Genomic DNA, 19,596 nt, shown 5'->3' with positions numbered 1-19,596 from the left:
CGATATGGCTACACTTGTTGATGGACCGGACGCACTGACGGGCGGCAAGGAAACGCAGGCTCCCGAAGCGGTGGTCGTGCGCTTTGCCGGTGACTCGGGCGACGGCATGCAGCTGACCGGCGGTCAGTTTACGCTTTCGACCGCGCTTGCGGGCAACGATCTTGCGACTTTCCCGGACTTCCCGGCTGAAATCCGTGCGCCGCAAGGCACGCTGTTCGGCGTCTCTGCCTTCCAGATCAACTTCGGCTCGACCGAGATCGATACTGCGGGCGATCAGCCCGACGTGCTCGTGGCGATGAACCCGGCTGCGCTCAAGACCAACGTCGGCGCATTGAAGGCCGGTGGCCTGATCATTGCCGACACCGGCGAGTTCAACAAGCGCAACCTCGAGAAGGCCAAGTACGAAGTCAATCCGCTCGAGGATGGCAGCCTCGAGAAGTGGCAACTGCTGGCGTTCGACATCTCGGCTTTGACGCTAGAGGCGGTAAAGCCCTTCGGCCTTGGCAACAAGGAAGCGCTGCGCTGCAAGAACATGTGGACGCTGGGCCTTGCCCTGTGGATGTTCGACCGTGACCGCCAGCCGCTGATTGACTGGTTGAACGCCAAGTTCGCCAAGAACCCGGTTCTGGCCGAAGCCAACGTCGCCGCATTGAACGCAGGCCACGCCTATGGCGAAACTGCCGAATTGTCGGGCCCGCTCAAGCAGTACCACATCGCCCCGGTCGAGAGCGAAGCAGGGCTTTACCGCACCGTCACCGGCGCAGAGGCGATCAGCCTTGGTCTGGTTGCGGGCGCGCAGCTTGCCGATCTGCACATGTTCTTTGGCGGCTATCCGATCACGCCGGCCTCGGCGATCCTGCACAACCTTGCCCGGCTCAAGGAATACGGCGTCACCACCTTCCAGGCGGAAGACGAGATCGCTGCAATCGCCTCGGCCATCGGCGCAAGCTATGCTGGCCAGCTGGGCGTGACCTCGTCGTCGGGTCCTGGCATCGCCTTGAAGGGCGAGGCGATGGGCCTTGCGATCATGACCGAGCTGCCGCTGGTCATCGTCAACTCGCAGCGCGGCGGCCCCTCCACGGGCCTTCCGACCAAGACCGAGCAGTCGGACCTCTATCAGGCAGTCTATGGCCGCAATGGTGACGCGCCGATGCCGGTTATCGCCTCGCGCAGCCCTTCGGACTGCTTCGAGGTCGCCATCGAGGCCTGCCGTATCGCGGTGGAATACATGACCCCGGTCATGCTCCTGACCGACGGATACATCGCCAACGCGGCCGAGCCGTGGAAGGTGCCCGATCCCGAAAGCTTCAAGCCTTTCCCGGTCACGTTCCTCGAAGAGAAGAACGGCCCCAACGGCGAACTGCTGCCCTTCGCGCGCGATGAAAAGGGCGCGCGTCCGTGGATCAAGCCCGGCACCGCTGGCCTGATGCACCGCATCGGCGGCATCGAGAAGAACCCCGGCACCGGCAACATCGACTATTCGCCCGCCAGCCACCAGATCATGACCGACGCCCGCAAGGCCAAGGTCGAAGGCGTTGCGAACTCGATTCCCTTGCAGGAAGTCAACCACGGCGAGGCCTCGGGCAAGCTCGTGGTCGTCGGCTGGGGCAGCACTTACGGACCGATCTATCAGGCCGTGCGCCGCGCCCGCCGCAAGGGGCTCGACGTCAGCCACGTCCACGTCCGCCACATCTGGCCGATGCCGTCGAACCTGGGTGACCTGCTCAAGTCCTACGACAAGGTGCTGGTGCCCGAGATGAACACCGGCCAGTTCAAGACGGTGCTGCGCGACCAGTTCCTGATCGACGCCCAGCCGCTCAACAAGACCAGCGGCCAGCCCTTCACCATCGCGGAAATCGAAGCCGCGATCGAAGCTGCGCTCGCATAAAGGTTACGACAATGAACGAGATGACCAAGATCGCGGTCCAGACCACGCTCAAGGACTGGGAAACCGACCAGGAAGTGCGCTGGTGCCCGGGTTGCGGCGACTACGCGATCCTCAAGGCGGTGCAGCGCACCCTGCCGGAGATCGGCGCCGATCCTTCGAACACCGTGTTCGTTTCGGGCATCGGCTGCTCGAGCCGCTTCCCATACTACGTGGAAAGCTACGGCTTCCACACGATCCACGGCCGTGCGCCGGCCTTTGCCACCGGCATCAAGCTGGCGAACCCAGACCTCGACGTCTGGCTGGTGACGGGTGATGGCGATGGCATGTCGATCGGCGGCAATCACACGATGCACATCCTGCGTCGCAACGTGAACGTGCAGATCCTGCTGTTCAACAACGAGATCTACGGCCTGACCAAGGGCCAGTTCTCGCCGACCAGCCGCGAGGGCACCAATTCGCCGACTTCGCCGCTGGGTTCGGTCGACCGTCCCGCCCTCCCTTGCGCCTTCGCGCTGGGTTCGGGCGCGCGCTTCATCGCGCGGGCCTATGACGTGTCGAAGAACCTGCCCGGCGTGCTCAAGGCCGCCCATGCCCACAAGGGCGCGGCCTTCGTCGAAATCTTCCAGAACTGCATCGTCTACAACAAGGACCGCTTCGACGATTTCGTCGCCAAGGGCGTGGCCGACCAGAACCAGCTGTGGCTGACCGATGGTGAGCCGATGCTGTTCGGTTCGGAAAAGTCGGGCGGCGTGAAGGGCATCGCGCTCGACATGGAGACGCTCAGCCTCAAGGTCGTCGACGTGTTGGATGGGGACTGGCAGGCGGCGGGCGTGATCGTCCACAACGTCAAGAACCGCGCGCTCGCGCACATGCTGGTGGAAATGCCGTTCGGCCCGTTCCCGATGGCGCTGGGCGTGATCTACGACGATGCTCGTCCGTCCTATGAGGAAGTGCTGCTCGGCCAGGACGAACAGGCCCGCAAGGGCAAGGACGCCAACCTCGCCAAGCTTCTTGGCAAGGGCCAGACCTGGACCGTCAGCGGAACAGCTGCCGATCCGGTCTGATTGCCGGGTTTCCCAAAGGCTTCGAAGGCCGCAAGGATGCGACACAGGTCGTGCCCTTGCGGCCTTTCTGTTTGAGGTCACGCATTGGACAACCTGACGCATAGCCTTGCCGGATGGGCGCTGGCGGAGACGGGGCTGAAGCACCGGACGCGCAAAGGCGTGGCCGCGCTGGTGCTGGCGGCGAACATGCCGGACATCGATGTGTTCTTCGGCTGGGCTCCGTGGGCACCACTCGCCATGCATCGCGGGTTCACGCATGGCCTGGTCGGCGGCGTGCTTCTGATGCCACCGTTGCTGGCTGGTTTGCTGTGGCTGCTGGATCGCTGGCAGACGTCGCGCGGGACGATCGCGACAGACGCGCCGCCACTGCGCTTCGGATGGCTGGTGCTCTTGAGCTACTTCGGCGCCATCACCCATCCGCTGCTCGATCTGCAGAACGTCTATGCCGTCCAGTTGCTCTCGCCGATGCGCGAGGCTTGGTACCACACCGATGGCTTGTTCATCGTCTCGCCTTGGCTGCTTGCGATGCTGGGTCTGGGCATCTGGCTGTCGAGGCGCTGGGGCAGGGGGGCTCCGGCCGTTGCTGCGCTGGGGGCAAGCGTCCTGTTCATCGCCGCCAACATCGGCATCTCATCTCTCGCCCGCGACGCGCTGGTGATGAGCGAACCTTATCCACAGCCCGACCGCATCTTTGCATCGCCTGCACCGGTGAGGTTCTGGGAGCGAGACATGGTATGGCGGGAGCGCGGCCTCATCGGGTTCGGGCATTACAATCCGCTCCGCGCTTTGGCGCACCTGGACGCCAAGGAACAGTCCGTGCGGGACAACATGCGCAACCCTCTTGTCCAGCAGGCCGCGCAGGCCACGCCCGAGGCCGTGAAGTTTCTAGCTTGGTCGCAGATGCCGGTCGCGAAGATAGAACGCTCCGGCTGCACGGCCAAGGTGACCTTCGCCGATGCGCGCTTTACCGGCCCAGCCATGGCACGGAACTTCAACACGGTGGTCGATCTCAAGACCTGCTAGCCGCGCGGGGTCAGGGTATCGAGCATGTCGCCTGCCTGCTCGGCCATGGCCTTGGCGGGACGATGGAGAAGGGCCGAAGCGAGGAAGGCCCAGCCGGCTCCGCCGAGCCAGCCTGCCGCGACGTCTGTCGGGAAATGAACGCCGAGCCAGACCCGGCTGATGGCTATGGCGATGCTCAGGACGATTGCCGTCGCCACCAGCGTCCAGCGCACGTCCCGTCGCGGGCTCATCGCCGCAAAGGCAAGGGCGATGGCGATATAGACGACTGCCGAATTGAAGCTGTGGCCGCTGGGGAAGCTTTGCCCGCCTGCTTCGGTCAGATGCGGAACGATCAGCGGACGTGGTCGTCCGACCGCGAGCTTTACCAGCGAATTGACCACCCAGCCACCCATGGCGGTTGCCGCCAGCAGCACGGCTTCGCGGCGCAGGCGCAGGAACAGCAGGGCTGCAAGAACGCCTGCCATGATCAGGTTGCGCAGAAGCACTCCGCCGAGCGAAGTGAGGTCACGCACTGCCTCCAGCAGCCATTGCGGACCTGCGGGAGCGAGCTCTGCGCCGCGCCGCCAGAACATAAGACCTGCATTGTCGATGCCGCTGCTGCGTCCGCCAAGCACCAGCACGGTCACGACGACGAACCCCGTCCAGCAGATCGCTGCGGCAATCAGGGCATGGCGCGGAGAGATGCGCCAGCTGCGTGCCCTTTGGGGCAGGTGTCTTTCGGGGGCGGCTTCGATCATCGGTTTCTAGGAACGATACGAGCGCAATGCTTGTTCCTGCACAATGTCTTATCGCCTCGCCGAAGTGAAGAAAGGGTATGCGTGTCGTCCGTGAGCGCAGGTGAACCGTCCATCGTCTGGTTCCGCCGCGACTTGCGCCTGGCCGATCAGGCAGCGCTGCTGGCAGCCGCACAAGCAGGGGCCGTGATTCCCGTCTATGTGCTAGATGATGAAACCCCCAAGCACTGCCGGATGGGCGGCGCGTCGCGCTGGTGGCTGTACCACAGTCTTGCCAGCCTTGATGCCTCGCTTCGAAAGCTGGGTTCGCGGCTGATCCTGCGGCGTGGCAAGGTTCACGAGGAACTGGCAGCGATTCGTCGCGAAACCGGGGCGCGGGTAGTCCACGCCTTGCACCATTACGAGCCGTGGTGGCGCAATGCGGAAAAGGCCGTCGCCAAGACGATGCAGATTGTCCTTCACGACGGGAATTACCTCGCCCCGGCCGGAGCCGTGAAGTCCGGAAGTGGCGCACCCTACAAGATTTTCACGCCCTTCTGGCACGCACTGAAGGATCGGATGCCGCCCGCTCACCCGTCCGAGGCACCGGCTAAGCTCGACTCTCCGGAGCATTGGCCTGCGAGCGACAAGCTTGACGACTGGAAGCTTCTCCCGACCGCCCCCGACTGGGCTGGGGGTTTCCGCGAGGAGTGGACGCCCGGGGAAAAGGGCGCCCTTGAAAGGCTCGAGGACTTTGCCGATCGCGCCGAGCGCTACGAGCAGTGCCGCAATCTGCCTTCCATCGAAGGCACTTCGCGTCTCTCGCCGCACCTGCACTTCGGTGAGGTCTCCCCCTCCACCGTCTGGCAGCGTGTGGCCGCTGCAGGCGGCTCGGTGGACGTGTTCCTGAGCGAGCTGGGCTGGCGCGACTATGCGCAGAACGTGACCTTGCAGTTCCCCGACTACGGTTCGAAGAACGCGCGCGAGGCCTATGACCGTCTGCAGTGGCGTGATGATGCGGAGGGGCTGCAGGCTTGGCAGCAGGGTCGCACCGGTTACCCCATCGTCGATGCCGGGATGCGCGAGCTGTGGCACACCGGCTGGATGCACAACCGTGTGCGGATGATCGCGGCGAGCTTCCTGGTGAAACATCTGCTGATCGACTGGCGTGAGGGTGAGCGGTGGTTCTGGGATACGCTCGTCGATGCCGACTATGGCTCGAACGCGGTCAATTGGCAGTGGACGGCGGGGACAGGCGTCGATTCGAACATGTTCGTACGGATCATGGCGCCGCTGACGCAATCTCCGAAGTTCGATGCGGCGGGCTACATCCGCAAATGGGTGCCGGAACTCGCCAAGCTTTCCGACGCCGACATCCACGATCCCGTCTTTCCGCCGCAGGGCTATGTGCCCAAGATCGTCCCGCACGCCGAGGCGCGCGCGCGGGCGCTTGCCGCGCATGATGCCATGAAGGCGCAAGCCTGACCTTGCGCGCATCGCTTTGCCACCGCATATCCGCTCCATGAACGCGCAGACGCCAACGAGGGGGAGGCATCTGGTTGCCGGGGGCTGGAACATCTCCGCCGCCGGACGCTGGATCGCACGTATTTTTGCCGGTCGGTTCGATGCGGTGGTCGAGCGGATCGACCGTGGTCTGGTCCACGGTACGATCCACGCGATCCTGCCCGATGGCAGCCAGCGGACCGTGGGCGGACGAGGCGAGGGGCCGGTGGCGCGAATCCATCTGCGCAGCTGGAACGCGATCATGCGGTTGGCGACAGCGGGCTCCATCGGCTGGTACGAAGCCTGGGCGGCAGGAGAATGGGAAAGCCCTGATCCGGTCCCGATCTTCGACCTGTTCATGCGCAATGCGGCTACGCTCGGGGATGTCGGGCGGGCCAAGGGGCCGTGGCGACTGGCGGGCAAGGCCCTCAACTTCCTGCGCAAGAATTCCAAGGCGCAGGCGCGCCGCAACATTGCCGCGCACTACGATCTCGGAAACGATTTCTATCGGCAGTGGCTCGACGAGACGATGAGCTATTCGAGTGCGCTATGGGACGGCATCGCCGCCGACGCGCCACTCGCACAGGCACAGGCAAACAAGGTCGACCGGCTCGGCGCGAGACTTGGTCTTAAGCCGGGTAGCGAGGTGCTGGAGATTGGTTGTGGCTGGGGCTTCCTCGCACGCCGGCTCGCCCAGACCTATGGCGCACGGGTGACCGGGATCAGCCTGTCGGATGAGCAGCTGGAATGGGCTCGGCGCGAACTGGCCTCTTCTGGCCTTCCGGGCATCGAATATCGGCATCAGGACTACCGCGACGTCGCAGGTCAATTCGATGCCATCGCCAGCGTCGAGATGGTCGAGGCGGTTGGCCGTGAATACTGGCCATCTTACTTCGATTGCCTTGCCCGTTGCCTCAAGCCTGGCGGACGGGCAGCGCTGCAATACATCACCATCCGCGACGACCTGTTCGATGCCTATGCTGCCAGCGCGGATTTCATCCAGGCCTATGTCTTTCCGGGTGGGTTGCTGATCAGCGAGCGTGAGTTTGCAAGGTTGGCGGGCGAGCGCGGGCTGAGCTGGCAGGACCGCGAGGACTTTGGCCTCGACTATGCGCGGACGCTCAAACTGTGGCGCGAGGCGCTGGATCGAACTGTGGCCGAGGGCGGATTGCCTGCAGGCTTTGACCAGCGCTTTGTCGATCTGTGGCGCTATTACCTGATGTACTGCGAAGGCGGATTCCGCGGCGGCGGGATCAATGTCAGCCAGGTGACGCTGGTCAAACTCTGAACTTCAAGGCCTGCGAAACACGCCATCGCCGCGATAGCGGGCGAGGATGTTGTCGTGGACGATGGGGCTGAGCAAATTGGCAAAGGCACAGCCGACACGGCCCGAATCCCACCAGATGACCTCGGCCTGCAGCGCTTCCATGCCGGGAAGCGTGAGCCAGCAGCGGTTGCCGCTGTGCATCCGCTGGAGGGCATTGGCGCAGAAACCGCCAAGTGACAGGTCGAGCACTACGGTCTGAAAGCCCTTGCCGCCCGAGGGCCGCAGGGTCGCCGGGATGTTGACGCGCTGGCGCGGTGCGCTGCGATCTTCGAGCGCGGCCTGCCCGTAGATGTTCGTGTTCCAGTCCGCCGTCGTCATGCCGGACACCTCGACCCTCTGCTGCATGGGGCCCATCACGGAGCGTGACAAACCATTGCAGAGAATCGCGGAATTTCGTTAACTCAGGCCTATCAGTCCTGGTTAACGCGGATGCGGTGCGGGCTGGCGAACTGTTCACCAAGAAGCGTAACGATCCGGTCAGCAACTACCTCGGGCGGCTTCACGCTCTCGGGGTTTTCGCCGGGATAGGCGCGGGCGCGCATCTTGGTGCGGGTAGCACCGGGATCGACGACAGCAACGCGGATCGAGGCGGTGTTGCGCACTTCCTGCCCGTAGGAGTTCAGCAGGTTGTCGAAAGCGGCTTTCGAAGCGCCATAAGCCCCCCAATAGGCGCGCGGCGTCGCACCGACGCTGCTGGTCACGCCGATCACGCGGGCGTCCTTGCTCTTTCGCAGCATGACGTCAAACCCGGCGAGGAGCGCCTGCGTGGCCAGCACGTTGAGCGTAAGCGCCTTGTTGAATTCGCCCGCGTCAATCTGCCAGACCGGGGTCAGCGTGGGCAGGACTGCAGCATTGATGACCAGCACGTCGAGCGCGCTCCAGCGCCCGCTGATGGCCGTGGCAAGGCGTGCGATACCTTCGGGCTCGCCAAGATCGACCGGGGCGATAGTGGCGCTGCCGCCAGCCTCGAAAATCTCTTCTTCGACCTTTTCAAGATCCTTGGCGTTGCGCGCCACGAGGATCACATGAGCCCCCTGCGCAGCCAGTGCCTTGGCCGTGGCCGCACCGATGCCACGGCTTGCGCCCGTCACCAGCGCCAGTTGCCCCTGCAGGCTCACCTCAGGCGACCTTTCCGACCGGAAGCGAAAGCTGGTCGGGATTGTCGCGCTCGGCAAGGTCGGTCAGCTTCGTCGGGTATTCGCCCGAGAAGCAGGCATCGCAGTACTGCGGGCAAGCCTTGTTGCGCTCGGCCTCGCCGACCGCGCGATACAGGCCATCGATCGAGACGAAGGCGAGGCTGTCGGCGTGGATGAACTCGGCCATGGCGGCAACATCCATCCGCGCGGCGAGCAGCTTCGAGCGTTCGGGCGTGTCGACGCCGTAGAAGCAGGAATGCTCCGTCGGCGGGCTGGCAATGCGCATGTGCACTTCGGCAGCGCCCGCATCGCGCATCATCTGCACGATCTTGAGGCTGGTTGTGCCCCGCACGATAGAGTCATCGATCAGCACGATGCGCTTGCCGGCAACCAGAGCGCGGTTGGCGTTGTGCTTTCGCTTCACGTCGGCGTTGCGGGCACCGTCCGAGGGCTGGATGAAGGTGCGGCCGACATAGTGCGAGCGGATGATGCCAAGCTCGAACGGAATGCCTGACTGCTGGGCATAGCCGAGCGCCGCAGGAACGCCGCTGTCCGGCACGGGGATGACGAGATCGGCGTCGGCCGGGCTTTCCATCGCAAGCTGCGCGCCGATGGCCTTGCGCACCTGATAGACCGAGTTTCCGCCCATGATCGAATCCGGGCGGCTGAAGTAGACGTGCTCGAAGATGCAGGGGCGCGCATCGGGCGTGCCGAACGGGCGGTGCGTGCTGAGATTGCCGTCGAGGTCGACCTGGATCAACTCGCCCGGATCGACTTCGCGCACGAAGTCAGCGCCGACCACGTCGAGCGCCACGGTCTCGCTGGCGAAGACCACAGCATCGCCGAGCTTGCCCATGACCAGCGGGCGGATGCCGAGCGGATCGCGGCAGGCGATCATGCCCTGCGGCGTCATGCAGATCAGCGAATAAGCGCCTTCGACCAGACGCAGGGCATCTACGAAACGGTCGAGCAAGGTCGGGTAGCGGCTCGTCGCGACGAGGTGGATGATCACCTCGGTGTCGGACGTAGACTGGAAGATTGCGCCCTTGCGGACAAGGTCGCGCTTCAGGAAAGTCGCGTTGGAGATGTTGCCGTTGTGGGCGATCGAGAAGCCGCCCGAGGCAAGATCGGCGAAGAGCGGCTGCACGTTGCGCAGGCCAGCGCCACCCGTGGTCGAATAGCGGACATGGCCCGATGCCATGGTGCCGGGCAGTTCGGCAATGGCCGAGCCGGTCGAGAAGTTTGCCGCAACGTGGCCGATGCCCTTGCGCGAGTAGAACTCCTGCCCGTCGAAGCTGGTGATGCCAACGGCTTCCTGCCCGCGATGCTGCAGGGCGTGAAGGCCGAGCGCGACTGTCGCAGCCGCGTCACGAACGCCAAGTACGCCAAAGATGCCGCACTCCTCGCGCAGCTTGTCGTCATCGGCACCGATATCCCACGGTGTTGCGTCGAGAAATTCGTGATCTGTGGTCATGGGTCCCGTGGACTCGCGTGGGCGCATATGCGCCGGCCAATTGCTGGCGCCCAAATGGCGACGTTTGCCGCCAATGGCAAGGGCAAGGTTCGCGAGTTGGGACCACTCGGGCTCACGAGGCGGGGAACCTGCGCGCGCCCTGTGCGTAATGGCAGCCGCGACACGGCCTTTCCGGTCGGCCGCTCCCTTCGTGGTTTTTGGCAAACCAGCAAAGACATGCATGGGGACGACGGGAATTCTTAACCACAATGCGCGATATCCAGGGGCATGCGCCCCGCACAGATCCTGGCAGGCCCTCTCGCCACAGCCATCGCCTACATGGCGTTGGCATATGGCGCGGTGCATTTCGGACGCTTTACCGGCGGCGTCGCCATGGTGTGGCTGGCAAGCGCGCTACTTTCGGCGCGACTGGTCCAAGAACCCTTCCGGCGTTGGTGGCACTGGCTGTTGCCGTGCGGGATCGCCAGCACGGTAATCACAGGTCTGTTCGGGCTCGGCTGGGCCTGTGCCGTGCCCTTTGCCATAATCAATATGGTGGAGGCCATGCTTGTCGCTCTCGTGTGGCGATGGATCACCAGAGAGTTCTGGCCGCACGACATACTCGAATGGGTGGGATCGTTTTACATCGGCATCGGCCTGACGGTGCCCTCGCTGACCGGAGCGTTTGCTGCGCTGGTTGCGTGGGTGATCCTCGATCAGCCACCAGTCGAGAACTTCACGCGCTGGATCATCGGTCATGCGCTCGGGCTGGTCGCCTGCCTGCCGGTGTTCCATTTCGTCTATCACCGTTTGTCTCGTGGCCGCAGCTTCCTACCCGCTGCGCGACAGTGGCCACTGGCGACGCTGGTGTTCGGCTCTTTCATGCTGTTGACCATGCTGGTGTTCGCGTTGGACATGCGCGCCTTGCTGGTTTTTCCGCTGGTGTTCCTGGTGATTGCCTCGGCGCTCGCGCCGGCGGCGATCACGACGCTGCTGCCGCTGTTGCTGATCGCGATCGGCGGCACGATGACGATTATGGGCCATGGCCCCATAGCCGGGATGGACATCGCCTTTGGCGATCGCATCCAGTTCTTCCAGCTCTACGTGGGCGTAACCGTGCTGGCGGCGCTGCCCCTGTCGTGCGAGCGCCATCGCCGGATCATCGAGAAGCGCGCGATGGAAGCGCGCATCGCCGAACTCGAACGCTCGCTGCCCACCTACGGCTAGCGCATCGCGCTTTAGCGCAAGCATTGCCGTTTGCCGCGCTCCGGCTTACATCGTCCCCGGTCGAGGCGCATTGCGCACGTTCTGTCTCTGAGCCGTCATCCTGCCAAAGGACTCCTGCTTGATCCTGTCCCCTTTCGAATGGACCATCGCCAAGCGCTACATGCTGCCGGGGCGAGGGGAAGCGTTCATCGCCCTTGTCGCGGGCATCAGCCTTGTCGCGGTCATGCTGGGCGTGGCCGCGCTCGTCATCGTGATGAGCGTGATGAACGGCTTTCGTGCCGAACTGCTCGACAAGATCGTGGGGCTTAACGGCCACGCGATCATCCAGGCTTATGGTGGGCGGCTCGACAACTGGCAGGACATTCTCAAGAAGGTCGAGGCGACGCCCGGCGTCACCCATGCCTCGCCACTGATCGAGCAGCCTTTGCTGGCCAGCTTCAATGGCCGGGTCGAGGCGATCCTCGTGCGTGGCAACACGGCGGGTGACATCAAGCGGCTTGAGGACAAGCGCGTCGACGGTGTGATCGCCTCGCTGCGGCCGGGTTCCGGCAATGTCGCCATCGGATCGCGCCTTGCGCAGAACCTTGGTGCGCGGGTGGGCGACAGCATAACGATCATCAACCCGCAAGGGCGCGCGACTCCGTTCGGCACTGTCCCGCGCGAAATCGCCTATACCGTCTCGGCCATTTTCGAAGTCGGCATCTATGACTACGACAACGCCTATGTCGTCATGCCGATCGTCGATGCGCAGACGCTGCTGCTGACGGGCGACGCCATCGGCATGATCGAAGTGACCACCACCAATGCCGATACCGTGTCGGAGACGCTGGCTCCGATCACCAAGCAGCTCGAAGGCACGGCGGTCGTTACCGACTGGAAGACGATCAACGCCAGCCTGTTCGAGGCGCTGGCGGTGGAGCGCGTGGCAATGTTCATCGTGCTTTCGATCATCGTGCTGGTGGCGGTGTTCAACATCCTGTCGTCGCTGATCATGCTGGTGCGCGCCAAGACGCGCGACATCGCGATCCTGCGCACGATGGGGGCTACGCGCAAAAGCCTGCTCAAGATCTTCGTGACGATCGGCTTCGTGATCGGCGCACTGGGAACGCTGTCGGGCCTTGCGCTTGGCTTCGTGTTCCTGTTTTTCCGGCAGCCTATCGTCAATGCGATCCAGTGGCTGACGGGGCAGAACCTGTGGGACCCTTCGATCCGCTTCCTCACCGAACTGCCGAGCCGGTCTGACCCGGTGGAAATCACCACGATCAGCCTGATGGCTCTTCTATTCTCCTTCCTCGCCACGCTCTACCCGGCGCTTAAGGCCGCGAGTACGGACCCGGTTCAGGTGCTGCGTTATGAGTGATCCTGTCGTCAGATTGCGCGACCTGCGCCGCTCGTTTAGCCAGGGCGGGGTGACAATCGACGTCCTGCGGGGCGTCAATCTCGAGATTCGTCCCGGTGAGATCGTGGCGCTGCTTGGGCCGTCGGGCTCGGGCAAGTCGACCATGCTTCAGGCCATAGGGCTGCTCGAAGGGGGCTTTTCGGGGCTGATCGAGATTGCCGGCACCGATGCCTCGAAGCTTTCGGGCGACGATCGCACGGCGCTGCGCCGCGATCACCTCGGCTTCGTCTACCAGTTCCACCATCTCCTGCCCGATTTCAACGCAATGGAGAACGTCGTGCTGCCACAGCTGGTGGCGGGCAGGGATCGAGCGCAGGCCGAGGGGAGGGCGCAGGAACTGCTTTCGGCGCTAGGCCTTGCCAAGCGGCTCGACCACCGGCCCAGCCAGCTTTCGGGCGGTGAGCAGCAGCGCGTTGCCGTGGCGCGTGCGCTGGCGAACCGGCCCGAGATGGTGCTGGCCGACGAGCCGACCGGCAACCTTGACGAGGCGACCGCCGACCGCGTGCTGGAAGAATTCCTCAAGCTGGTGCGCGGCGAAGGCAGTGCGGCGCTGATCGCGACCCACAACGAGCGCCTTGCCCTGCGCATGGACCGCGTGGTGCGCCTGCACGAAGGTGTTCTGCAGTAGGGATACATCGTCTTCTGCGTGCGTTTTCACGAGCAGAAGGAGATCGTATCATGAATACAACGATCCGCGCCGAGGCGGCCGATGCCGCATCGTTCTGGAACGACCATGCCGTTGTGCTGCGCCGGGAAGCGGCGGATGGCGTCTTTCACGGCTTCGACTCGCTTCATGCGGGCACATTTGCCGACATGGTGCGCATGGTCGCGCGCATGCCGGAAGACGAGCGCGCAACGCTGGTGATCGAGAAGTCGGGCGACCGGCAGTACAGCCCGGCGGAAATTCTTTCACTTGCACGCCGCATAGATTTTCCGGCCTGATTTGCCGTTGATCCTCTTGCCTTGTCGTGCGAACCATTTGCACGACAAGGGGAGAATACATGTCCGGTCTCGATTGGAATGCCGAAGCCACGCTGCACGAACGTGATGATGCAGGCTCGGAAATGCAGTACAACTTCAGTGTCCTGAAAAAGGCACCCTTGCGCGATTTGGTGGCGGAAGTTGCGGCGATGGATGCTGCCAAGCGCGCCCGCCTGGTCATCGATGTGGCCGGAGGCAAGTCCCTCAACGTGAGCGAAATCTTAGAAATAGCGGCGAGAGAGGGACTCAAATGAGCGATCCGACCACCATCGCTGATTTCAAGGTCCGCAGGCCCAACGGTGAGACCCTCGACCTTGCCGACAAGAAGGGCAAGGTCCTGCTGGTGGTCAACACCGCCTCCAAGTGCGGCTTCACCCCGCAGTACGATGGCCTTGAGAAGCTGTGGAAGGACTATGGCGACAAGGGCTTCGAGGTGCTGGCCTTTCCCTGCAACCAGTTCGGCGGACAAGAACCGGGCTCGGCAGACGAGATCGAGAGCTTCTGCAAGGTCAACTTCGGCCTGAGCTTTCCTCTCATGGCCAAAATCGAGGTCAACGGCGACAACGCCGACCCGCTCTACGACTGGCTCAAGAAGGAAGCGCCGGGCATTCTCGGTAGCAAGGCGATCAAGTGGAACTTCACCAAGTTCCTGATCGACCGCGACGGTAAGGTGGTGCGCCGCTATGCACCCACCGACAAGCCCGAGAGCATCGCGAAGGATATCGAAAAGCTGCTCTGAAAGCAGCATTCGGTTCGGGGGAAAAACAGGCAGCGCCTCTCGCAAGAGCGCGGCCTTTTTCCTACCTTGCAGGGATGCCCCACGCCCCCTTCGTTCCGCTCCGCATCTACTCGTCCTACACGATGCTCGATGGGGCGATCGATCCCAAGGCGATTGCCAAGACAGCGGCGGAGCGGGGGTTTCCGGCGGCGGCGATTACCGATCGCAACGGGCTTTACGGCAGCGTCGCCTATGCCAAGGCGTGCAAGGATATGGGCGTGCAGCCGGTCATCGGCACGATGCTCGCCGTGGCGCGGCCGGATCGCGAAGGGGCGGCGACAGGGTTCGGACCTGCAGCGCCCACCGTGGACTGGCTGGCGCTCTATGCGCAGGATGCGCGCGGCTATGACAACCTGTGCCATCTCGTCAGCCGCGCGCACCTTGATCGGCCGCTGGAATTCGAGGCGCATGTCGTGCTGGCGGATCTTGTCGGCCATACCGACAGCCTGATCTGCCTGACTGCAGCAGGCGAGGGTGCGCTGGCGCGATTGCTTGCGGGGCAGCAGCAAAGTGCCGCCGAGGGCTACCTCGACCGGTTGCAGGAGCTGTTTCCAGAGCGACTCTATATCGAGATCGCACGACGGAACGAGCCAGTGGAAGAGGCCTCCGAAGAGGCGCTGATCGACCTTGCCTATGCGCGCGATTTGCCGCTGGTGGCGACCAATCCCGCCTGCTTTGCCGAGCGTGGGTTCTACGATGCGCACGATGCGATGCTGTGCATCGCCAGTTCCACCCATGTCGACAGCACTGACCGTCCGCGTTCGAGCAAGGAATGGTGGATCAAGCCCGCGCCGGTGATGGAGGAACTGTTCAAGGACCTCCCCGAAGCGCTCGCCAACACGCTGGTCGTGGCGCAGCGCTGTGCGGTGATGCCGCCCAAGCGCAAGCCGATCCTGCCCAGCCTCGCCGGCGACCAGGAAGGCGAGGCGCGGATGTGCGCCGAGGACAGCCGCAAGGGCCTCGTCCTGCGTTTGAAGCCGTACTATCCCGAAGCCTCCCACGCCGAACTGGAACGCGTGCTGTGCCTTGGCCCCGATGCAGAGCCAGACGCTGCCGACTATCCGCAGCTCAATGTGGCGGGCGTGTGGGAGGAAGTGCTCGACTACCGCAAGCGGCTCGAGTTCGAGATCGCGATCATCAACCGCATGGGCTTTGGCGGCTACTTCCTGATCGTGGCCGACTTCATCAAGTGGGCCAAGGAAAACGATATTCCGGTGGGGCCGGGGCGCGGTTCGGGCGCGGGCTCGCTGGTCGCCTGGGCGCTGACCATTACCGACCTCGATCCGATCAAGCTGGGCCTGCTGTTCGAACGCTTCCTCAACCCGGAACGCGTCTCCATGCCGGACTTCGATATCGACTTCTGCGAAACCCGGCGCGGCGAAGTGATCCGCTATGTCCAGCGCAAGTACGGGCTGGATCACGTGGCGCAGATCATCACTTTCGGCAAGCTCAAGGCCCGAGCCGTGCTGCGCGATACCGGGCGCATCCTGCAGATGAGCTATGGTCAGACCGACCGGCTGTGCAAGATGGTGCCCAACCATCCGACCGACCCATGGCCGCTGCCGCGCGCATTGAACGGCGTTCTGGAACTAAAACGCGAATATGATCGCGATCCCGAGGTCAAGCGCCTGATCGACCTTGCGATGCAGCTTGAAGGGCTGCCGCGCAACAGTTCGACCCACGCGGCGGGCGTGGTGATCGGGGACCGGCCGCTGGCGCAACTTGTGCCGCTCTATCGCGATCCGCGCTCGGACATGCCGGTCACGCAGTTCGACATGAAGCATGTCGAGGATGCGGGGCTGGTCAAGTTCGACTTCCTCGGCCTCAAGACGCTGTCGGTGCTGCGCAAGGCGGTGGACCTGATGGCCAAGCGCGGCATCAGCATCGACCTTTCGGCGCTCGCCTGGGATGACGAGCAGACTTACAAGCTGCTGCAATCGGGCGATACTGTCGGCGTGTTCCAGCTGGAATCCGAAGGCATGCGGCGCACGCTGGCGGCGGTGAAGCCGACCAACTTCGGCGACATCATCGCCCTCGTCTCGCTCTATCGTCCCGGCCCGATGGACAACATCCCGCTGTTCGGGCGGCGCAAGAACGGCCTCGAAAGCATCGAGTATCCGCACGAGAAGCTCGCGGGCATCCTGTCGGAGACCTACGGGATCTTCGTCTATCAGGAACAGGTCATGCAGGCCGCGCAGATCCTGGCGGGCTATTCGCTGGGCGACGCCGACCTTCTACGCCGCGCGATGGGCAAGAAGGTGCAGGCGGAAATGGACGCGCAGCGCCAGCGCTTTGTCGATGGCTGCAAGACCGTGTCCGATATTCCGGCGGCCAAGGCCAACGAGTTGTTCGACTTGATCGACAAGTTCGCAGGTTACGGCTTCAACAAGTCGCACGCTGCGGCCTATGCGCTGCTGGCCTATCAGACGGCGTGGCTGAAGACGCATTATCCGCATGAATTCTATGCGGCATCGATGTGCTTTGACATGCACCAGTCGGAAAAGCTTTCGGTCTTCGTCGACGACATGCGCCGCAATGGCGTGGCGCTCGCAGGGCCGGACATCAACCATTCCGAGGCCGAATTCACAGTCGAGCGGACGCAGGATGGCTTTGCCGTGCGCTATGCACTGGCGGGCCTGCGGAACGTGGGCGAGAAGGCGATGGAGCAGATCGTCGAGGAGCGGGAGGCGAACGGGCCATATTCGTCGCTCGATGACCTGTTCAAGCGCATCCCGGCGGGTTCGATGAACCGGCGGCAGCTGGAAGCGCTGGCGGCGGGCGGGGCCCTCGATTGCCTTGAGCCCAACCGCGCGCAAGTGATCGCCAATGCCGAACTGCTGATGGCGGTGGCGGACGAGGCCGCGCGCTCGCGCACATCGGGGCAGGGCGGGTTGTTCGGCGGGGACGATCACGCCACGCCAGCGACGCGCCTTGCCGAGACCAAGCCCTGGAGCCGGGCCGACCAGATGGCGGCGGAGCGTGAGAACTTCGGGTTCTACTTCGCTGCGCATCCTGTGGAGGAATATCGCGCGGTCGCGTCGGCCAATGGTGCGCGCTCCTATGGCAGCCTGATGACCAGCAGCGGGGAACCGGGCGGGCGTTCGGGTGCGGTCATGGCGGCGCTGGTGGAGAACGTGCAGAAGCGCAAGACGAAGAAGGGCAAGGACTTCGTCATGGCGGACTTCTCGGACAGTTCGGGGCTGTTCTCTGCATCGTGCTTCGAGGAAAGCCTGGTCGAACCGTTCCAGCAATGGGCGCGCGAAGGCACTTGCGTGCTGCTGAACGTTGAACTGGATCGGCCCAATCCGGACGAGCCGCCACGCGTGACGGTGCGCGGGGCAAGGCCGCTGGCTTCGGTGACAAGCTCATCGCGGATGCTGCTCAAGCTTGAGGTCAGCAAGCCCGAGGCCATTTCGGAGCTGGCGATGCTGCTGCCGCGCGGGGCCGGTGCGACCGGTGAAGTGCTGGCGCGGCTTCGGACTGGCGGGCCCAAGGAGCCACTGGTCCGGCTCGGCAATGATTTTAAACTGGACAGCGACTTAATCGAGCGATTGATTCCGATAGAAGGACTCGCCAATGTGGCCCTGACCGCAAGACCGGAAAGGCATCTGCGGCTGGTCGAATAAGAACCGGATGGAGAGAGAGATGCAGCAACTGGGCGCGATGCAGGACTGGAAGCTGCGGGTCACACATCTGATAGATCATGCCGCGCGCGAGCATGGCAGCCGCGAGATCGTCAGCCACTGGGCCGATGGCAGCGAGACGCGGACCAACTGGGCCGGGATCCGCCACGATGCGCTGCGCATGACCCAGGCTCTGCGCAAGCTTGGCGTGCAGCCCGGGGACCGGATCGCCACGCTGGCGATGAACCATCACCGACATCTGGTTTCGTGGTATGGCGCGGTTGGCGTCGGCGGCATTCTCCACACCTTGAACCCGCGCCTGTTTGACGATCAGCTCGAGTATATCGTCAACCACGCCGAAGACCGGGTGATGCTGTTCGACAGGGTCTGGGCGCCGATCGTCGAGCGGATGAAGCCGCGCTGGCCGACGGTCGAGCACTATATCTGCTTCGACAGCAGCGAGCCTGCCTTGCACTTCGAGGAGTGGATCGGCAGCGAGGACGGGCAGGCCGAATGGCATGATGGCGACGAACGCGATCCGTGCATGCTCTGCTATACCAGCGGCACCACCGGCAATCCCAAGGGCGTGCTCTACGAACACCGCTCGACCATGCTCCATGCGCTGAGCGCGATCAGCCCGCCGGTGTTCGGAATGGACTGCCGCTCGGTCATGCTGCCGATCGTGCCGATGTTCCACGCGGCAAGCTGGGGTCTGCCATGGGCAGGCGCGGCGGCGGGGGCAAAGTTCGTCTATTCGGCGGTGAACGATGGCGCGGTGCTGTGCGATCTGATGAACCGCGAGAAGGTGACGTGCTCTGCCGGCGTGCCGACCGTCTGGCTGGCGCTGCTGCAGCATGTCGATGCCCATAATGGGGGCGAGATTCCCCCGACCCTGCAGACCATCGTCTGCGGCGGATCGGCGATGCCGCGCGCGATGATCGAGCGCTTCATGCGCGCCGGGCGGCGTGTGGCCCATGCCTGGGGCATGACCGAAACTTCGCCCATCGGCACGACCGGCGCCGAGACATGGAACTGGGATGAGCTTTCGTTCGACGAACAGGTCACCGTCAAGGCGATGCAGGGCCGTCCGCCGTTCGGGGTTGAAATCCGCTGCGTCGATCTGGGCGACCCCGAGAAGGTGCTGCCACGCGATGGCAAGACGTCCGGCGCCCTGCAGGTGCGCGGGCCGTGGATCGTCAAGCGCTACTTCAAGGCCGAGGCCGATGCGGTTGTGGCCGGACAGTGGTTCGATACCGGTGACGTTGGCCTGATCCACCCGGACGGGACGCTGCAGCTGACCGACCGGACCAAGGACGTGATCAAGTCTGGCGGGGAGTGGATCAGTTCGGTTGAACTGGAGAATGCAGCGATCGGCCATCCGGCGGTGGCCGAGGCTGCGGCGATCGGCATCTATCACCCCAAGTGGGACGAGCGGCCGCTGCTGGTGGTGGTCAGGAAGCCCGGGGTCGATGTCAATCAGG

At 63.9% G+C, this 19,596-nt stretch carries 17 protein-coding genes; 13 read left to right on the top strand and 4 right to left on the bottom strand.

The genetic code is table 11. The features are described 5' to 3' along the window. The first annotated feature begins 4 nt into the window (after window positions 1-4). The 3 genes from IQ25_RS17385 (at window position 5) to IQ25_RS17375 (ending at window position 3,975) form a co-directional block, all read left to right on the top strand. Window positions 5-1,888: a 2-oxoacid:acceptor oxidoreductase subunit alpha gene (locus IQ25_RS17385; protein ID WP_144907545.1), complete on the top strand. Its 1,884-nt coding sequence runs from the start codon at window positions 5-7 to the stop codon at window positions 1,886-1,888. Window positions 1,889-1,899: 11 nt separating this feature from the next. After that, window positions 1,900-2,952: a 2-oxoacid:ferredoxin oxidoreductase subunit beta gene (locus tag IQ25_RS17380; RefSeq protein ID WP_144907544.1), complete on the top strand. Its 1,053-nt coding sequence runs from the start codon at window positions 1,900-1,902 to the stop codon at window positions 2,950-2,952. An 84-nt stretch (window positions 2,953-3,036) separates the two neighbouring features. After that, window positions 3,037-3,975, top strand: a complete 939-nt coding sequence (locus IQ25_RS17375) for a metal-dependent hydrolase (RefSeq protein ID WP_144907543.1) — start codon at window positions 3,037-3,039, stop codon at window positions 3,973-3,975. Here IQ25_RS17375 and IQ25_RS17370 read toward each other — a convergent pair. Continuing rightward, window positions 3,972-4,712: a phosphatase PAP2 family protein gene (locus IQ25_RS17370; protein WP_144907542.1), complete on the bottom strand. Its 741-nt coding sequence runs from the start codon at window positions 4,710-4,712 to the stop codon at window positions 3,972-3,974. The genes IQ25_RS17375 and IQ25_RS17370 overlap by 4 nt on opposite strands. An 81-nt stretch (window positions 4,713-4,793) precedes the next feature. Between IQ25_RS17370 and IQ25_RS17365 the strand changes: the two genes are divergently transcribed. Both IQ25_RS17365 and IQ25_RS17360 read left to right on the top strand, forming a co-directional pair. After that, window positions 4,794-6,173, top strand: a complete 1,380-nt coding sequence (locus tag IQ25_RS17365; RefSeq protein ID WP_258537063.1) for a cryptochrome/photolyase family protein — start codon at window positions 4,794-4,796, stop codon at window positions 6,171-6,173. A 37-nt stretch (window positions 6,174-6,210) separates the two neighbouring features. Then, window positions 6,211-7,479, top strand: a complete 1,269-nt coding sequence (locus IQ25_RS17360; protein ID WP_144907540.1) for an SAM-dependent methyltransferase — start codon at window positions 6,211-6,213, stop codon at window positions 7,477-7,479. 3 nt (window positions 7,480-7,482) lie between these two features. On the opposite strand, the gene IQ25_RS17355 is transcribed toward IQ25_RS17360, so the two are convergent. The 3 genes from IQ25_RS17355 to purF form a co-directional block, all read right to left on the bottom strand. Beyond that, window positions 7,483-7,836: a PilZ domain-containing protein gene (locus IQ25_RS17355; protein ID WP_144907644.1), complete on the bottom strand. Its 354-nt coding sequence runs from the start codon at window positions 7,834-7,836 to the stop codon at window positions 7,483-7,485. 92 nt (window positions 7,837-7,928) lie between these two features. Then, the gene (locus IQ25_RS17350; RefSeq protein WP_144907539.1) at window positions 7,929-8,636 is read right to left on the bottom strand and encodes an SDR family NAD(P)-dependent oxidoreductase; all 708 of its coding nucleotides are present in this window, start codon (window positions 8,634-8,636) and stop codon (window positions 7,929-7,931) included. A gap of 1 nt (window position 8,637) precedes the next feature. After that, a complete protein-coding gene (gene purF, locus IQ25_RS17345) occupies window positions 8,638-10,128 on the bottom strand; it encodes an amidophosphoribosyltransferase (RefSeq protein ID WP_144907538.1) in 1,491 nt (496 codons plus the stop codon). A 267-nt stretch (window positions 10,129-10,395) separates the two neighbouring features. Between purF and IQ25_RS17340 the strand changes: the two genes are divergently transcribed. The 8 genes from IQ25_RS17340 to IQ25_RS17305 form a co-directional block, all read left to right on the top strand. Further along, on the top strand, window positions 10,396-11,334 hold the full coding sequence (locus IQ25_RS17340; protein WP_144907537.1) for an MASE1 domain-containing protein: 939 nt from the start codon (window positions 10,396-10,398) through the stop codon (window positions 11,332-11,334). Between the two features lie 118 nt (window positions 11,335-11,452). After that, window positions 11,453-12,694, top strand: a complete 1,242-nt coding sequence (locus tag IQ25_RS17335) for a lipoprotein-releasing ABC transporter permease subunit (protein WP_144907536.1) — start codon at window positions 11,453-11,455, stop codon at window positions 12,692-12,694. Beyond that, window positions 12,687-13,361, top strand: a complete 675-nt coding sequence (locus IQ25_RS17330; protein ID WP_144907535.1) for an ABC transporter ATP-binding protein — start codon at window positions 12,687-12,689, stop codon at window positions 13,359-13,361. Before IQ25_RS17335 ends, IQ25_RS17330 begins: the two co-directional genes overlap by 8 nt. Before the next feature lie 50 nt (window positions 13,362-13,411). Further along, window positions 13,412-13,675: a hypothetical protein gene (locus IQ25_RS17325; protein ID WP_144907534.1), complete on the top strand. Its 264-nt coding sequence runs from the start codon at window positions 13,412-13,414 to the stop codon at window positions 13,673-13,675. A gap of 59 nt (window positions 13,676-13,734) precedes the next feature. After that, complete coding sequence (locus tag IQ25_RS17320; RefSeq protein ID WP_144907533.1) at window positions 13,735-13,968, top strand: hypothetical protein; 234 nt, start codon at window positions 13,735-13,737, stop codon at window positions 13,966-13,968. Beyond that, window positions 13,965-14,453: a glutathione peroxidase gene (locus IQ25_RS17315; protein WP_144907532.1), complete on the top strand. Its 489-nt coding sequence runs from the start codon at window positions 13,965-13,967 to the stop codon at window positions 14,451-14,453. Before IQ25_RS17320 ends, IQ25_RS17315 begins: the two co-directional genes overlap by 4 nt. 74 nt (window positions 14,454-14,527) lie before the next feature. Next, window positions 14,528-18,118, top strand: a complete 3,591-nt coding sequence (gene dnaE / locus IQ25_RS17310) for a DNA polymerase III subunit alpha (RefSeq protein ID WP_144907531.1) — start codon at window positions 14,528-14,530, stop codon at window positions 18,116-18,118. 19 nt (window positions 18,119-18,137) lie between these two features. After that, window positions 18,138-19,596, top strand: a 1,459-nt coding sequence (locus tag IQ25_RS17305; protein WP_144907530.1) for a long-chain fatty acid--CoA ligase, incomplete at its 3' end; no start/stop codon positions are given.

The organism is Novosphingobium taihuense, from assembly GCF_007830315.1.
GTDB lineage: Bacteria > Pseudomonadota > Alphaproteobacteria > Sphingomonadales > Sphingomonadaceae > Novosphingobium > Novosphingobium taihuense.
Note: the sequence above shows the minus strand (reverse complement) of the source record. Positions and strands in the feature narration are given on the sequence as shown.

Excerpts from the sequence above, each read along its gene's own strand:
- dnaE (WP_144907531.1), top strand. The coding sequence starts at position 14,528 with ATGCCCCACGCCCCCTTCGTTCCGCTCCGCATCTACTCGTCCTACACG.
- IQ25_RS17380 (WP_144907544.1), top strand. The coding sequence starts at position 1,900 with ATGAACGAGATGACCAAGATCGCGGTCCAGACCACGCTCAAGGACTGG.
- IQ25_RS17360 (WP_144907540.1), top strand. The coding sequence starts at position 6,211 with ATGAACGCGCAGACGCCAACGAGGGGGAGGCATCTGGTTGCCGGGGGC.
- IQ25_RS17330 (WP_144907535.1), top strand. The coding sequence starts at position 12,687 with ATGAGTGATCCTGTCGTCAGATTGCGCGACCTGCGCCGCTCGTTTAGC.
- IQ25_RS17340 (WP_144907537.1), top strand. The coding sequence starts at position 10,396 with ATGCGCCCCGCACAGATCCTGGCAGGCCCTCTCGCCACAGCCATCGCC.
- IQ25_RS17320 (WP_144907533.1), top strand. The coding sequence starts at position 13,735 with ATGTCCGGTCTCGATTGGAATGCCGAAGCCACGCTGCACGAACGTGAT.
- IQ25_RS17370 (WP_144907542.1), bottom strand. The coding sequence starts at position 4,712 with ATGATCGAAGCCGCCCCCGAAAGACACCTGCCCCAAAGGGCACGCAGC.
- IQ25_RS17325 (WP_144907534.1), top strand. The coding sequence starts at position 13,412 with ATGAATACAACGATCCGCGCCGAGGCGGCCGATGCCGCATCGTTCTGG.
- IQ25_RS17315 (WP_144907532.1), top strand. The coding sequence starts at position 13,965 with ATGAGCGATCCGACCACCATCGCTGATTTCAAGGTCCGCAGGCCCAAC.
- IQ25_RS17385 (WP_144907545.1), top strand. The coding sequence starts at position 5 with ATGGCTACACTTGTTGATGGACCGGACGCACTGACGGGCGGCAAGGAA.
- purF (WP_144907538.1), bottom strand. The coding sequence starts at position 10,128 with ATGACCACAGATCACGAATTTCTCGACGCAACACCGTGGGATATCGGT.
- IQ25_RS17355 (WP_144907644.1), bottom strand. The coding sequence starts at position 7,836 with ATGACGACGGCGGACTGGAACACGAACATCTACGGGCAGGCCGCGCTC.